This window comes from Cellulomonas wangleii, assembly GCF_018388445.1.
Taxonomy (GTDB): Bacteria; Actinomycetota; Actinomycetes; order Actinomycetales; family Cellulomonadaceae; genus Cellulomonas; species Cellulomonas wangleii.
In genome coordinates this window covers 2,677,467-2,692,273 of the sequence record NZ_CP074405.1, presented here as the reverse complement: position 1 = coordinate 2,692,273, position 14,807 = coordinate 2,677,467, and the positions used below count along the sequence as shown (strand labels likewise).

At 67.4% G+C, this 14,807-nt stretch carries 10 protein-coding genes and 2 rRNA genes; 9 read left to right on the top strand and 3 right to left on the bottom strand.

Going from position 1 to position 14,807, the window contains the following annotated elements; all coding sequences use genetic code 11:
- Positions 1-80 precede the first annotated feature (80 nt).
- Both KG103_RS12340 and KG103_RS12335 read right to left on the bottom strand, forming a co-directional pair.
- Positions 81-497, bottom strand: coding sequence for a Fur family transcriptional regulator (locus tag KG103_RS12340; RefSeq protein ID WP_207338878.1), 417 nt, complete (start codon positions 495-497; stop codon positions 81-83).
- A gap of 57 nt (positions 498-554) precedes the next feature.
- Entirely contained in the window at positions 555-1,277 is a 723-nt protein-coding gene (locus KG103_RS12335) for an NAD(P)-dependent oxidoreductase (RefSeq protein WP_207338877.1), read from the bottom strand.
- Between the two features lie 126 nt (positions 1,278-1,403).
- On the opposite strand from KG103_RS12335, the gene KG103_RS12330 reads away from it, so the two are divergent.
- Entirely contained in the window at positions 1,404-2,363 is a 960-nt protein-coding gene (locus tag KG103_RS12330) for an AraC family transcriptional regulator (RefSeq protein ID WP_207338876.1), read from the top strand.
- Positions 2,364-2,399: 36 nt separating this feature from the next.
- On the opposite strand, the gene KG103_RS12325 is transcribed toward KG103_RS12330, so the two are convergent.
- Positions 2,400-3,965 (bottom strand): UxaA family hydrolase, encoded by a 1,566-nt coding sequence (locus KG103_RS12325; protein ID WP_207338875.1) that lies wholly within the window; start codon positions 3,963-3,965, stop codon positions 2,400-2,402.
- Positions 3,966-4,319: 354 nt separating this feature from the next.
- Here KG103_RS12325 and KG103_RS12320 point away from each other — a divergent pair, with 354 nt between their 5' ends.
- The 8 genes from KG103_RS12320 to KG103_RS12285 all read left to right on the top strand — a co-directional run bounded on the left by KG103_RS12320 (position 4,320) and on the right by KG103_RS12285 (position 14,773).
- Positions 4,320-4,706: a hypothetical protein gene (locus tag KG103_RS12320; RefSeq protein WP_207338874.1), complete on the top strand. Its 387-nt coding sequence runs from the start codon at positions 4,320-4,322 to the stop codon at positions 4,704-4,706.
- Positions 4,703-5,212 (top strand): hypothetical protein, encoded by a 510-nt coding sequence (locus KG103_RS12315; protein ID WP_207338873.1) that lies wholly within the window; start codon positions 4,703-4,705, stop codon positions 5,210-5,212. Before KG103_RS12320 ends, KG103_RS12315 begins: the two co-directional genes overlap by 4 nt.
- Positions 5,213-5,251: 39 nt before the next feature.
- Positions 5,252-5,428, top strand: coding sequence for a hypothetical protein (locus tag KG103_RS12310; protein WP_207338872.1), 177 nt, complete (start codon positions 5,252-5,254; stop codon positions 5,426-5,428).
- Positions 5,429-5,740: 312 nt separating this feature from the next.
- Positions 5,741-8,110, top strand: a complete 2,370-nt coding sequence (locus tag KG103_RS12305; RefSeq protein WP_207338871.1) for a carbon starvation CstA family protein — start codon at positions 5,741-5,743, stop codon at positions 8,108-8,110.
- Position 8,111: 1 nt separating this feature from the next.
- Positions 8,112-8,294, top strand: coding sequence for a YbdD/YjiX family protein (locus KG103_RS12300; protein ID WP_207338870.1), 183 nt, complete (start codon positions 8,112-8,114; stop codon positions 8,292-8,294).
- Positions 8,295-8,475: 181 nt separating this feature from the next.
- A complete protein-coding gene (locus KG103_RS12295) occupies positions 8,476-8,937 on the top strand; it encodes a hypothetical protein (RefSeq protein ID WP_207338869.1) in 462 nt (153 codons plus the stop codon).
- Between the two features lie 791 nt (positions 8,938-9,728).
- Positions 9,729-11,248: ribosomal RNA gene (locus KG103_RS12290) — 16S ribosomal RNA — on the top strand.
- A 415-nt stretch (positions 11,249-11,663) separates the two neighbouring features.
- A 23S ribosomal RNA gene (locus tag KG103_RS12285) occupies positions 11,664-14,773 on the top strand.
- The 16S and 23S rRNA genes sit together here, the layout of an rRNA operon.
- Positions 14,774-14,807 lie beyond the last annotated feature (34 nt).

The following is a 14,807-nucleotide window of genomic DNA, read 5'->3' as shown; positions in this document are numbered from 1 at the left end:
GGTGCGGCGCGTGCCGCCAGTATCCGGACGTGCGGGCCGGCAGGGGAAGCGACAGGCCGTGCGGCGGGGTGCCGCGGAGCTCAGGACCGGGGGTGGCTGCGTCCGGCGCGTGCGCAGTCGCGGCAGGTGCCGACGAAGTCGATCGAGTGCTCGACGTCGGTGAAGTCGTGCCCGGCGGCGAGGGCGTCGACGAGCTGCTCGAGCTCCGGTGCGGCGACCTCGACCGTGCGGCCGCACACGCGGCACACCAGGTGGTGGTGGTGCTCGCTGCGCGGCTCGCAGCGCAGGTAGGTGTGCTCCCCGGTGGGCTGCAGCAGCACCTCGAGGTCACCCTTCTCGGCCATCGCGTTGAGGGTGCGGTACACCGTCGCCAGGCCGATCTCCTGCCCGCGCTGCTGCAGCATCTGGTGGATCTGCTGCGCGCTGTGGAACTCGTCGACGTCCTCGAGCAGCTCCGCGATCGCGACCCGCTGCCGCGTCATCCGCTGTCCGACCATGCCCCCACCTCCCGAGCGTCCGGCCCGGGCGGCTCCTGCCTCCGGCCCGGCGTGTTCTCAACGGGACACGGTAGATGAGAATCCTTCGGGGGTGTAGCGGCGACGACGGGGACGGGTGGCGCGCGCCGGCGTCAGGTGCGAGAGCGCGACCCCGGCTCCGACGTACGCGTCGTCCTCGACGGCGTCGACCAGGAAGCGGGCGACCTGGGTGCGCGACACGGTCATGCCGCGCTGCTCACCCGTCACCGACGCGAACGCCGGACCGGGCAGGTCCGTGTCGACGAGGTTGACGGGCTGCACCTCGACCCAGTCCAGGCCGCTGGAGTGGACGACGCGCGCCTGCCGCTCGGTGTCCGCGATCTGCGGCGCGAGCAGCAGGGCGAAGACGAGGCGGGTGGCCGGCGGCAGCAGCGGACGGGTCGCCCCGACGCCGTAGGACGTCTGGACGACGAGTCGGTCCACGCCGTGCCGCCGCATGGCGTCCACCACGGTCCGGGTGCCGCGTGAGCGGACGTCCGCGGGCGTGCGGGCGGGCCCACGCAGGCGGACGCGCACAGGGCTCTCGCTGATGCCGAGCGTCACGACGACCGCGTCCTGCCCGGCGACGACGGCGTCCACGGTGGCGGCGTCGGTCGCGTCCCCGTCGACGCCTCGCACGCCCGGCCCGGCGAGGGTCGACCCGTGCCGGGACAGTGCCGTCACGGTGTGGCCGCGTGCGACGAGCTCGGCGACGGCGGCTCGTCCGGATCCGCCGGTTGCTCCGACGACGAGTACCTGCATGGTGGCCTCCAAGGTTCGTGCCGTCCGGTGCGGTCGGCTGCTGCGTCCAGGGAACCAGCGGCGGGCTGGACGGTCTATGCTCCTGAGTCGCCCGTGCATGACCGATCGTCCACGTCGGGAGATCCCGTGAGCCTCGTGATCACCCCGCCCCGCCCCGCGCCCGACGCCGTCGGTGAGGCGCTGCACCGGCTGCGGGTGGCAGGCGTCTTCTACTGCCGCACGGAGGCCGCCGGTCCGTGGGCGGTCGACATGCCGGCGTTCGGCGACTGCCTGACCTTCCACGTCGTCACGCAGGGCGAGGTCTGGGTGGACGTGGCCGGCGCACCGCCCCTGCGGCTGGGTGCCGGCGAGCTCGCGCTCGTGCCGCACGGGCGGGGGCACCTGCTCGCGAGCGACCTCGCCGCGCCCTCCCTGGGGAGGGTCGACCTGCTGCCGCAGGAGTACGTCACCGAGAGCTACTCGGTGCTGCGGCACGAGGGTCGGGGCGACCGCACGCAGCTCGTGTGCGGCGTGCTCACCGTCGACGGTCCGGCGGCGCGCCCGCTGCTCGACCTGCTGCCGGCGGTCCTGCACGTACCCGCGTCGGTCGGCGCGCCGTGGGTCGCGCGGACGCTCGAGCTCATGACCGCCGAGCTGGCGCAGCTGCGGCCCGGCGGCGAGGCGGTCCTCACGCGGCTCGCCGACGTCCTGGTCGTGCAGGCGGTCCGCGCGTGGCTCGACGCGCAGGAGCCCACCGACGGGTGGCTCGGCGCCCTGCGCGACCCGGACGTCGGCGCAGCGCTCGCGGCCGTGCACCGGGATCCCGCGCGTCCCTGGACGGTCGCGGCGCTCGCGCGGGAGGTGGCGATGTCGCGGTCGGCGTTCGCGGCGCGGTTCACGCAGGTCGTGGGCATGCCGGCGATGCAGTACGTGGCGACGTGGCGCATGCACGTGGCCGCCGACCGGCTCGCCCGCGGGGACGGGGTCGCGCAGGCGGCCGCGGCCGCCGGGTACGAGTCCGCTGCGGCGTTCAGCCGCGCGTTCACCCGCACGACGGGGCGGTCACCGGGTTCCGTGCGCCGCGACGGCGGCCGGGTGCCGCGCTGACGACCCGGGCGGTGCGGCCGTCCGGCGGGTCGCCGGTCAGGTCACGGCCCCCAGCTGCCAGGGCACGAACTCGTCGCGTCCCAGGTCGAGCTCCTCGCTGACGGTGGCGCGCCCCGACGCCACGGCGAGCACGAGGTCGAGGATCTCCTCGCCGACCTCGTCGATCGTCGCCGTGCCGGTGACGATGCGTCCGGCGTCAAGGTCCATGTCCTCCCGCATGCGCTCGTACATCTCGGTGCTGGTGGCGACCTTGACGCACGGCGCGGGCTTGGCGCCGAGCACGGACCCGCGGCCGGTCGTGAACACGACGACCGTCGCGCCCCCCGCCACGATGCCGGTGACGGAGACCGGGTCGTAGCCCGGGGTGTCCATGAAGGTGAAGCCCTTGTCGACCACGGGCTCGGCGTACTCGTACACGGCCGTGAGCTCGGCGGTGCCGCCCTTGGCGACCGCGCCGAGGGACTTCTCGAGGATCGTCGTCAGGCCGCCGGCCTTGTTGCCGGGGGACGGGTTGTTGTCCAGCGTGCCGCCGCCGCGGGTCATGTAGTCCTGCCACCAGTCGATGCGGTCGAGCAGGCGGCGGCCCACGGCCTCGCTGACGGCGCGGCGCGTGAGCAGGTGCTCGGCGCCGAAGACCTCGGGCGTCTCGGCCAGCACGCTCGTGCCGCCCTGGGCGACCAGCAGGTCCGATGCGCGTCCCAGGGCGGGGTTCGCCGTGATGCCCGAGTAGCCGTCCGACCCGCCGCAGTTGAGGCCCAGGACGAGCTCGGAGGCCGGGACCGTCTCGCGGCGGCGGCTCTCGAGGTCGTCGAGCATGGCCCGCACGACCGCGACGCCCGCACGGACCGTGGCCCGGATGCCGCCCGAGTCCTGGATGGTCAGGTGCTCGACGAGCGTGTCGGGGGACGCCGGCAGGTCCGCGAGCAGCCCCTGGACGGCGAGCATCTCGCAGCCGAGGCCCAGCACCAGCAGGCCCTGCACGTTGGGGTGCGACGCGTACCCGCGCAGCGTTCGACGTAGCACCTGCCCGCCCTCGGACTCGGGCACCAGCCCGCACCCCGAGTCGTGCGTCAGGGCGACGACGCCGTCGACGTGCGGCCACGCGTCCATCACCGGGCCGCGGAACTGGTCGGCGATCATGCGGGCGGTGGAGGCCGAGCAGTTCACGGACGTCACGATGCCGACGTAGCTGCGGGTGCCGACGCGGCCGTCGGCGCGCCGGAAGCCCTCGAACGTGCGCGTCGTGGTGGCCCGCGGGATCGTGACGCGCGCCGTGCCGAACTCGTACGCGTGGGCCACGGAGTCCATGCCGAGGTTGTGCGCGTGGACGTGGGCGCCGACCGCGACGTCGGCGGTCGTGCGACCGATGACCTGGCCGTACTTGTGCACCTGGGTGCCGGCGGGAAGGGGGCGGACCGCGAGCTTGTGGCCGCGCGGGACGTCGCTCGACGCCGTGACGACGGTGTCGCCCAGCGCCACGGAGGTGCCCGCGAGGACGTCCACGACGGTCACCGCGACGTCGTCGCCGGGAGCGAGCAGGAGGGCGGTGCGCGGCGGCGTGGACGTGGCGGCGTCGGAGCGTCCGGGGGAGGCGAGGGGCACCGGGTTCCTTGCTGTCGTCGGGCGGGAAACCGCTTACATCCTGTCATGGGGTGACGAGCCCGTCGATGGTCTCGCCGACGGCGTCCGCGCTCGGGCGGCCACTTCGTGCGATGCGCTGATGGCCTCGCTGCCGTCGCGGTCCCACCGACACCGTGCCGTGACGAACCGGTGGCGTCGGCACGGCGATGCCGTGCGCCGGCTCCCTGATCCCGGGACCGGGTGAGACGGGACGCAACGGGCAGCTGCGCCGATAGCATCCCCGCAGCGGCCGCGAGTGGTGGCCGGCGACGAGGTCCGCGAGCGGTGGAGGTGGGGTGGGTGCGCCCTCCTGTCGGGCTCGGCCGAGCCGCTGCCGTGAGCGTCGGACTGCTGGAGCTGCTCCTGGTGGTGGCAGCCCTGGGTGCCGGCACGCTCACGGAGCCGCTCCCGCTCTGCCTGCTCGCGGCGTCCGTCGCCATCGCGCTGCGGGCGGTGGTCGTCGGCTGCTACCCCCGTACCGACCGGCTCCTCGTCCGTTCGTGGCTCCGGACCTTCGGCATCGACCGCGAGAAGATCCTCGACGTCCGCGTCGTCGCGTACTCCGGCTTCGCGAACCGGTTCAGCGACTCGCGGGTCGTGTCGATGGTGTCGCTCGAGGTCGTGGGTCGTCGCCTGCCCGTCGAGCTCCGGTTCACGGCGGACACGCCGTCCCGCGTGCGTGAGCGCGCAGGGCTGCTCCGTGAGGCCGTGGTGAGGTCGTGAGCCGTCACCGCGGTTCCGGGCGTGACGCGGTGCTTGTCGACGGTGGTGCTCCCGGTCGAACCGTCGACTCGAACTCGCTCGGGTGGCCCGCGTACGCGTTCATGGTGGCCTTCTGCTGGTTGGGGTCATGGGCGTTCCTCGAGCCGCCATGGCTGTACGTGTCGGCCGTCGGCGGCACCGTCGCCGTCGGTGTCATCGCCGTGTGGCTGCGTTCTGAGCACCTCGTCATCGAGATCTCCGGTGCGACCATCACGCGTGAGGAGGGGCGCGGGCCCGAGGTCTTCGAGATGTCCGACCTCATCGGTGCGACGTTCCACTGGATCCCGTTCTACGGGTCCGTGATCGACCTCGAGTGGAGCGATGGCCGCGCCCTCGAGGTCCCGGTGGTCTGGGGAACCCGCGAGTTCCGGGCTCAGCTCGCGGCGGCGGTCCGGACGGGCAGTCCCGCGGCAGCCCTGAACGACCCGGGGTCGGCGAGAGCACTGCGGCGTGCGGGCCTCCTGTGACGGGTCGCGGGGCTGTGTGACGAGGAGGTGGCTCGACGCGTGGAGTTCGTGGTGATCGCCGCCGGCGTGGTCATGGTGGTGCTGACGCTCGTCGACGTGAGGCGACGCACCGCCGACCGCACCGTGCTGGAGGCGTGGGCGAACCCGTCAGCTCTGCGCTCGGTGTCGCTCGTCGTCTTCCTGGGACTGCTCTTGCTGTGGAGGCTCGCGGAATGACCGGCTACGGGTTCGTCGTCGGTCGACGACGGCCCCGGCCGGGACGATGTGCACACCGCGCCGGGAGGCGTCGCCGATCCGCACTCCGACCGCCCCTCGCGGGGCCGCTGACCAGCCGTGAGCGGTGCCTCAGGGCGGCAGACCTGCGCATACGCGGCACCGGGTCGACCCGCCGGTCCGCAGGCACGGGACCTGGTGCGGCGCGAGTGACGTGAGTCCCGTGCGCAATCCTCGGGCTACGTCCACGATGGTGCTGCTCAGGGCCGTCGGGCGGGCGACGACGGCCGCCTCGCTGTCACCGACGGAGTTGACATGACGACCACGCAAGAACCGCGCGTGCCCGAGTACACGCCGGAGGAACAGGCGGAGATCCTGCGTGACGACGCCGGGGTACCGGTCGGCGTCGTCGAGAAGCCGCGCTGGACGCCGATGAAGGTGGCGCTCTGGGTGGGCATCTCGCTGCTCGGGGCGTTCGGCTGGATGATGCTCGCCGTCGTGCGCGGCGAGGAGGTCAACACGATCTGGTTCGTCGTCACCGCGGTGTCGACGTACGCGATCGCGTACCGGTTCTACGCGCTGTACATCCAGAGGCGCATCATGCGGCCCGACGACCGGCGGGCGACCCCCGCCGAGCGCATCAACAACGGCCGGGACTTCGACCCCACCGACCGGCGTGTGCTCTACGGGCACCACTTCGCCGCCATCGCCGGTGCGGGACCGCTCGTCGGGCCCGTGCTCGCGGCGCAGATGGGCTACCTGCCCGGCACGCTGTGGATCATCCTCGGCGTCGTCGTCGCCGGCGCCGTGCAGGACATGCTGGTGCTCTTCTACTCGATGCGTCGCGGCGGTCGGTCGCTGGGCCAGATGGCACGCGACGAGATCGGGCGCTTCGGCGGCACGGTCGCCATCATCGTCGTGTTCGTCATGCTGATGATCGTCCTGGCCGTGCTCGCGCTGGTCTGCGTCAACGCCCTGGCCGAGTCCCCGTGGGGCGTCTTCTCGGTCGGCTGCACCATCCCGATCGCGCTGCTCATGGGCCTGTACCTGCGGTACCTGCGGCCGGGCCGCGTCACCGAGGTGTCGATCATCGGGTTCGTCGCGCTGCTGGCGGCGATCATCGGCGGACGCTACGTCGCCGAGTCCTCGTGGGGCGACTTCTTCCACCTCACCCCGACGACGCTCGTCGTGTGCATGGTCATCTACGGGTTCTTCGCCGCCGTGCTGCCCGTGTGGCTGCTGCTCACGCCGCGCGACTACCTGTCGACGTTCATGAAGGTCGGGACGATCCTCCTGCTCGCCGTCGGGATCATCGTCGTGCGGCCCATCGCGCAGATGCCCGACGTCACCGAGTTCGCGTTCAACTCGGAGGGCCCGGTGTTCGCCGGGGCGCTCTTCCCGTTCCTGTTCATCACCATCGCCTGCGGTGCCCTGTCCGGCATGCACGCGATGGTCTCCTCCGGGACCACCCCCAAGATGGTCCAGAAGGAGTCGCAGGTCCGCATGATCGGGTACGGCGGCATGCTCATGGAGTCGTTCGTCGCCATCATGGCGCTGGCCGCCGCGGTCTCCCTCAACCAGGGCATCTACTTCTCGATGAACATGTCCCCGGCGTCGATCGAGCAGACGGCCGGCGAGCAGTACTCGGCCGACGGCACGCCCGAGGAGAACGCCGCGGCCGCCATCGCGAACCTCGGCGTCTCGGACCCGGCCGGCAACCAGCCGGTGGTCACGTGGGACTCCGTCGTCGACGGTGAGGAGGTCACGCTCACCGGCGCCGCCGCCCTCGAGCAGGTCGCCGAGGACGTCGGCGAACCGTCGATCGTGTCCCGCACGGGCGGTGCACCGACGCTCGCGGTCGGCATGGCGAACATCATGCACAACGTCGTCGGCGGAAAAGCGATGATGTCGTTCTGGTACCACTTCGCCATCATGTTCGAGGCGCTGTTCATCCTGTCCGCCGTGGACGCGGTGACCCGCGTCGCGCGGTTCCAGCTGGGTGATGCCATCGGCAACCTGCTGCCGAGGTTCCGGGACCCGGGCTGGCGCCTGGGGTCGTGGCTCACGACGGGCGTCGTCGTGGCCTCGTGGGGATCGCTGCTGCTCATGGGCGTCACCGACCCCAACGGCGGCATCCGGACGCTGTTCCCGCTGTTCGGCATCGCCAACCAGCTCATCGCGGCGAGCGCGCTGACGATCGTCACGGTGATGGTCGTGAAGAAGGGCTTCGTGAAGTGGGCCTGGATCCCGTTGGTGCCGCTCGCGTTCGACACCGCGACCACGTTCACGGCGTCGTACCAGAAGATCTTCTCCAGCGACCTGGCGATCGGCTACTGGGCGCTGCACAACGCGACCAAGGACAAGATCGCGGCCGGCGGGCTCGAGGGTGACGCCCTCGCGAACGCCGAGGCCACCGTGCGCAACACCGCGATCCAGGGCACGCTGTCGATCCTGTTCGTCGTGCTCGTCGGGCTGCTCATGGCGACGGCCGTCGTGGCGGTCGTCAAGGCGCTGAAGGCCGGCGCCGGACGCGGGGACGAGGTCGGCACGAGCGAGGACCCCGACGAGCCGTCGCACTTCTACGCACCGTCCGGGCTGCTGGTGCCGACCCCGCTCGAGCGCAAGGTCGAGGCGGAGTACGCCGTGGTCGGTGACCCGAAGCTGCTGGCAGGAGGGTCGCACTGAGATGAGGAAGGTGCTCCGTGCCGTGCGGTGGTACGTGCGGGAGATGACGGGTGAGGCGGCGTACGACCGGTACGTCGCCGCGCACGCCACCCACCACGGCGACCACCCGCCGCTGACCCGCGCCCAGTGGTGGCGGGCACGCGACGACGCGCGCGAGCGTGTGGCGCACGAGAGCTGCTGCTGAGGCGAGGGGCCCGGACCCGGGGCACGTGAGTGCCACCCGGGTCCGGGCTCCCTCGCCCCGCCCGCCTGCCGCTACATCAGGACGCGCAGCGCCGGCAGCACGACGCGCTCGGTCATGTGGCCAGGGCAGGGGAGTGGCGGCAGGCTTCGAGGGTTCGACGACCTGACGTCAGGAGTGGACGGTGCCCGCACAGGGACGGGAGTTCGTGAGCGAGGAGGAGAGCGTCGCCAACGGCGTCGCCCTCTCCGCACTGGGCCTCCTGCTGGGAGTCCCGATCTGTCTGCTCACCCTCGACGGACCGTGGCGGCCGGCGTCCATCGGCGCATGCGTCGTCGGTGCCGTCGTCTACGTCGCCTTCTGTCCGGTCAGACGACACTGGATCGACGGCGACCACCTCGTGGAGCAGACTCGGCGTGGCGTGAGGGCGATGTCGATCTCGGACATCAGCGGGCTCGACTACGAGTGGGTGCCGCGGGGCGCCGACCTCGTCGAGCTGTGGGACCGGCACTCCTCCGTCGCCATGCGGATCATGGTGGTGGAGGACTCGGCCGCGCTCCGTGCCGAGCTGGGAAGACGGCTGGGCGCGCTCCCCGCGCGCTGGTCGTTCGACCGTCGCGCCATGCGCGCGCTCTCGATGAGGTGAGGCGACGGGAGCTCCGCGCGGACAGGTCTGTCGGCGACGTGCGCCGTCGCCGCGCGTGGGCGCCGCGTCGACTGCGGACGACCTCCGGCCGGGACACCACGCGAACACAGGGGTGGAGCCGACATCGACGTCGGTGTGGTCGCGCCGGCGGCAGACCGGTGGGCAGCCGGACGTCGGGGTCGCACGCGAGCCCCTGCTGCCCGGCCGCGGCGGGCGCACCGCCGCGTGCCAGCGGCGCCACGGGCGCACGCCGCGGCACCCGGAGAGAAGGGCCGGGTGCGGACGGCGGGAGGGACGGGACGTGCTCGCGGCGCCGTGGTCCGCATCACCCGTCCGGGATTTGACCGTGCGCTCGGCGCCCGCGTAACGTTCCTCTAGCCCGCCCAGCAGGGAGGAACGGACACCGAGCAGTCGTTCGGTGGTCGGTCCCCGCAGGAGCTGGGCATCCCCCGCATGGTGGTTCTCGGCGCTCAGCGCGTCGGGTAGAGTCGTGCGGCGGCGTTCGCCAGGGCCTGGATCACCACGGTGGTCAGGGGCGCGGAGAACGCCTGGTAGATTGAAGATCGAACAAAGCCTCCTGCGAAAGCGCGAAAGCGTTCACGAGGATGCGCGTCTGTTCCTTGAGAACTCAACAGTGTGCCAAGTAGTCGATGCCATGTTTGTGGTGTCGATCCTGGCTGGGTCCACCCCGTGGGTCTGGTCAGGGATGATGCCAGTTGATGCCCCTCTTTTGGGGGGTTCTTTGTGTGTCTGTTGCTCGCCGGTTTCGGTCGGTGGGTGGCTGTTTGACATTCACGGAGAGTTTGATTCTGGCTCAGGACGAACGCTGGCGGCGTGCTTAACACATGCAAGTCGAACGGTGAAGGTCAGCTTGCTGACCGGATCAGTGGCGAACGGGTGAGTAACACGTGAGCAACCTACCCTTCACTCTGGGATAAGCCTTGGAAACGAGGTCTAATACCGGATACGAGACGCACGGGCATCTGTAGCGTCTGGAAAGATTTATCGGTGGGGGATGGGCTCGCGGCCTATCAGCTTGTTGGTGGGGTAATGGCCTACCAAGGCGACGACGGGTAGCCGGCCTGAGAGGGCGACCGGCCACACTGGGACTGAGACACGGCCCAGACTCCTACGGGAGGCAGCAGTGGGGAATATTGCACAATGGGCGAAAGCCTGATGCAGCGACGCCGCGTGCGGGATGACGGCCTTCGGGTTGTAAACCGCTTTCAGCAGGGAAGAAGCGAAAGTGACGGTACCTGCAGAAGAAGCGCCGGCTAACTACGTGCCAGCAGCCGCGGTAATACGTAGGGCGCAAGCGTTGTCCGGAATTATTGGGCGTAAAGAGCTCGTAGGCGGTTTGTCGCGTCTGCTGTGAAAACCTCAGGCTCAACCTGGGGCTTGCAGTGGGTACGGGCAGACTAGAGTGCGGTAGGGGTGACTGGAATTCCTGGTGTAGCGGTGGAATGCGCAGATATCAGGAGGAACACCGATGGCGAAGGCAGGTCACTGGGCCGCAACTGACGCTGAGGAGCGAAAGCATGGGGAGCGAACAGGATTAGATACCCTGGTAGTCCATGCCGTAAACGTTGGGCACTAGGTGTGGGGTCCATTCCACGGATTCCGTGCCGCAGCAAACGCATTAAGTGCCCCGCCTGGGGAGTACGGCCGCAAGGCTAAAACTCAAAGAAATTGACGGGGGCCCGCACAAGCGGCGGAGCATGCGGATTAATTCGATGCAACGCGAAGAACCTTACCAAGGCTTGACATACACCGGAAACGTGCAGAGATGTGCGCCCCGCAAGGTCGGTGTACAGGTGGTGCATGGTTGTCGTCAGCTCGTGTCGTGAGATGTTGGGTTAAGTCCCGCAACGAGCGCAACCCTCGTCCCATGTTGCCAGCGGGTTATGCCGGGGACTCATGGGAGACTGCCGGGGTCAACTCGGAGGAAGGTGGGGATGACGTCAAATCATCATGCCCCTTATGTCTTGGGCTTCACGCATGCTACAATGGCCGGTACAAAGGGCTGCGATACCGCGAGGTGGAGCGAATCCCAAAAAGCCGGTCTCAGTTCGGATTGGGGTCTGCAACTCGACCCCATGAAGTCGGAGTCGCTAGTAATCGCAGATCAGCAACGCTGCGGTGAATACGTTCCCGGGCCTTGTACACACCGCCCGTCAAGTCATGAAAGTCGGTAACACCCGAAGCCGATGGCCCAACCTTTTGGGGGGAGTCGTCGAAGGTGGGACTGGCGATTAGGACTAAGTCGTAACAAGGTAGCCGTACCGGAAGGTGCGGCTGGATCACCTCCTTTCTAAGGAGCATCTGGCATCACGTCGTCCTGTCATGGGGTGGTGGTGGTGTCCAGGCCCACGCTCGGTCCGAACGCGGCCGGGGTGGTGCTCACGGGTGGAACATCGACTACTGGCCGGCTCGTTGGGTCGGTGGCTTTCTAGTACGCCTGCAGCTTGTCTGTGGGGAGGGAACGAAGAGCTCACCGGTTCGTCGCGGGTCGGCTTGGCACGCTGTTGGGTCCTGAGGGAACAGCCACGTGGTGGGTGTTGCCTTGGTCGGGACCGTGAGGTCCGGTCGAACCGCCGGCTCGGGTGGTGCTCGTCCCTTCGGGGGTGGGTACTGGTCGGGTGCGGTAGGCGCCGGGGTGTCTTGCGGTGGCCGGTGGTTGCTTGAGAACTGCACAGTGGACGCGAGCATCTTTGAATGATCTTTGTGGTCAAGTTTATAAGTGCACAGGGTGGATGCCTTGGCACCAGGAGCCGAAGAAGGACGTAGTAGCCTGCGATAAGCCTCGGGGAGTTGGCAAACGAACCGTGATCCGAGGATGTCCGAATGGGGAAACCCCGCACGAGTCATGTCGTGTGACCCGCACCTGAATATATAGGGTGTGTGGAGGGAACGCCGGGAAGTGAAACATCTCAGTACCGGCAGGAAGAGATATTCCGTGAGTAGTGGCGAGCGAAAGCGGATCAGGCCAAACCGAGCGCGTGTGATAGCCGGCAGGCGTTGCGCGTTCGGGGTTGTGGGACCTTTCAGTCCGGGCTGCCGCCTGGGCAGGGAGTCAGAAAGCCGCGTTATAGTCGAAGGGTCTTGAAAGGCCCGGCACAGAGGGTGTTACCCCCGTAGACGAAATGGCGTGGCCTCCCGAAGGGGATCCCAAGTAGCTCCGGGCCCGAGAAACCCGGAGTGAATCTGCACAGACCACTGTGTAAGCCTAAATACTACCTGGTGACCGATAGCGGACAAGTACCGTGAGGGAAAGGTGAAAAGTACCCCGGGAGGGGAGTGAAATAGTACCTGAAACCGTGTGCATACAATCCGTCGGAGCCTCCCTAGCAGGGGTGACGGCGTGCCTTTTGAAGAATGAGCCTGCGAGTTAGTGGTACGTGGCGAGGTTAACCCGTGTGGGGAAGCCGTAGCGAAAGCGAGTCCGAATAGGGCGACCGTAGTCGCGTGCTCTAGACCCGAAGCGAAGTGATCTAGCCATGGGCAGGGTGAAGCGCGGGTAAGACCGCGTGGAGGCCCGAACCCACCAGGGTTGAAAACCTGGGGGATGACCTGTGGTTAGGGGTGAAAGGCCAATCAAACTTCGTGATAGCTGGTTCTCCCCGAAATGCATTTAGGTGCAGCGTCACGCGTTTCTTGCCGGAGGTAGAGCTACTGGATAGCCGATGGGCCCCACAAGGTTACTGACGTTAGCCAAACTCCGAATGCCGGTAAGCCAGAGCGTGGCAGTGAGACTGCGGGGGATAAGCTCCGTAGTCGAGAGGGAAACAGCCCAGACCACCAGCTAAGGCCCCAAAGCGTGTGCTAAGTGGGAAAGGATGTGGAGTTGCACAGACAACCAGGAGGTTGGCTTAGAAGCAGCCACCCTTGAAAGAGTGCGTAATAGCTCACTGGTCAAGTGATTCCGCGCCGACAATGTAGCGGGGCTCAAGCACACCGCCGAAGCTGTGGCATTCACACATGAGACAAGCCTTCGTGGTTCAGTCGTGTGGATGGGTAGGGGAGCGTCGTGCCGGCAGTGAAGCCGCGGGGTGACCCAGCGGTGGAGCCGGCACGAGTGAGAATGCAGGCATGAGTAGCGAAAGACGGGTGAGAAACCCGTCCGCCGAATGACCAAGGGTTCCAGGGCCAGGCTAATCCGCCCTGGGTAAGTCGGGACCTAAGGCGAGGCCGACAGGCGTAGTCGATGGACAACGGGTTGATATTCCCGTACCGGCGAAGAACCGCCCATACCGAGCCCGGTGATGCTAACCGTCCGAGCCTGCCTCATCGTCCTTCGGGACACCGGGGCAGGGGAGCACGGGACCCGAACCGGTAGTAGGTAAGCGTATTAACAGGGGTGACGCAGGAAGGTAGCCCAGCGTGGCGATGGTAGTCCACGTCCAAGGTCGTAGGGTGAGGTGTAGGCAAATCCGCACCTCGTGAAGCCTGAGAGCCGACGGGTACCGCGTATGCGGGAAATGGGTGATCCTATGCTGCCAAGAAAAGCCTCGACGCGAGGTTCTAGCCGCCCGTACCCCAAACCGACTCAGGTGGTCAGGTAGAGAATACCAAGGCGATCGAGAGAATCGTGGTTAAGGAACTCGGCAAAATGCCCCCGTAACTTCGGGAGAAGGGGGGCCTCAAGCGTGAACCGGCATGCCCGGGGAAGCGTGGAGGGCCGCAGAGACCAGGGAGAAGCGACTGTTTACTAAAAACACAGGTCCGTGCGAAGTCGCAAGACGATGTATACGGACTGACGCCTGCCCGGTGCTGGAAGGTTAAGAGGACGGGTCAGCACGCAAGTGCGAAGCTCAGAATTTAAGCCCCAGTAAACGGCGGTGGTAACTATAACCATCCTAAGGTAGCGAAATTCCTTGTCGGGTAAGTTCCGACCTGCACGAATGGCGTAACGACTTCTCCGCTGTCTCAACCGCGAACTCGGCGAAATTGCACTACGAGTAAAGATGCTCGTTACGCGCAGCAGGACGGAAAGACCCCGGGACCTTTACTATAGCTTGGTATTGGTGTTCGGTGCGGCTTGTGTAGGATAGGTGGGAGACTGTGAAGCCGGCACGCCAGTGTCGGTGGAGTCAACGTTGAAATACCACTCTGGTCGCTCTGGATATCTAACCTCGGTCCGTGATCCGGATCAGGGACAGTGCCTGGTGGGTAGTTTAACTGGGGCGGTTGCCTCCTAAAATGTAACGGAGGCGCTCAAAGGTTCCCTCAGCCTGGTTGGCAATCAGGTGGCGAGTGCAAGTGCACAAGGGAGCTTGACTGTGAGACTGACAGGTCGAGCAGGGACGAAAGTCGGAACTAGTGATCCGGCGGTGGCTTGTGGAAGCGCCGTCGCTCAACGGATAAAAGGTACCCCGGGGATAACAGGCTGATCTTGCCCAAGAGTCCATATCGACGGCATGGTTTGGCACCTCGATGTCGGCTCGTCGCATCCTGGGGCTGGAGTAGGTCCCAAGGGTTGGGCTGTTCGCCCATTAAAGCGGTACGCGAGCTGGGTTTAGAACGTCGTGAGACAGTTCGGTCCCTATCCGCTGCGCGCGCAGGAAACTTGAGAAGGGCTGTCCCTAGTACGAGAGGACCGGGACGGACGAACCTCTGGTGTGCCAGTTGTTCCGCCAGGAGCACGGCTGGTTGGCTACGTTCGGAAGGGATAACCGCTGAAAGCATCTAAGCGGGAAGCCTGCTTCAAGATGAGGTTTCCATGCCCTACGGGGTGAGAGGCTCCCAGCTAGACCACTGGGTAGATAGGCCGGATGTGGAAGGCAGGACTAACGACTGCCGCAGCTGACCGGTACTAATAAGCCGACAACTTGACTAACTTCATTCATTGCTACGCGTCCACTGTGCGGTTC

Bases quoted from the DNA above. Each gene is read 5' to 3' on its own strand.
- KG103_RS12340 (WP_207338878.1), bottom strand. From the start codon at position 497: ATGGTCGGACAGCGGATGACGCGGCAGCGGGTCGCGATCGCGGAGCTG.
- KG103_RS12335 (WP_207338877.1), bottom strand. From the start codon at position 1,277: ATGCAGGTACTCGTCGTCGGAGCAACCGGCGGATCCGGACGAGCCGCC.
- KG103_RS12305 (WP_207338871.1), top strand. From the start codon at position 5,741: ATGACGACCACGCAAGAACCGCGCGTGCCCGAGTACACGCCGGAGGAA.
- KG103_RS12300 (WP_207338870.1), top strand. From the start codon at position 8,112: ATGAGGAAGGTGCTCCGTGCCGTGCGGTGGTACGTGCGGGAGATGACG.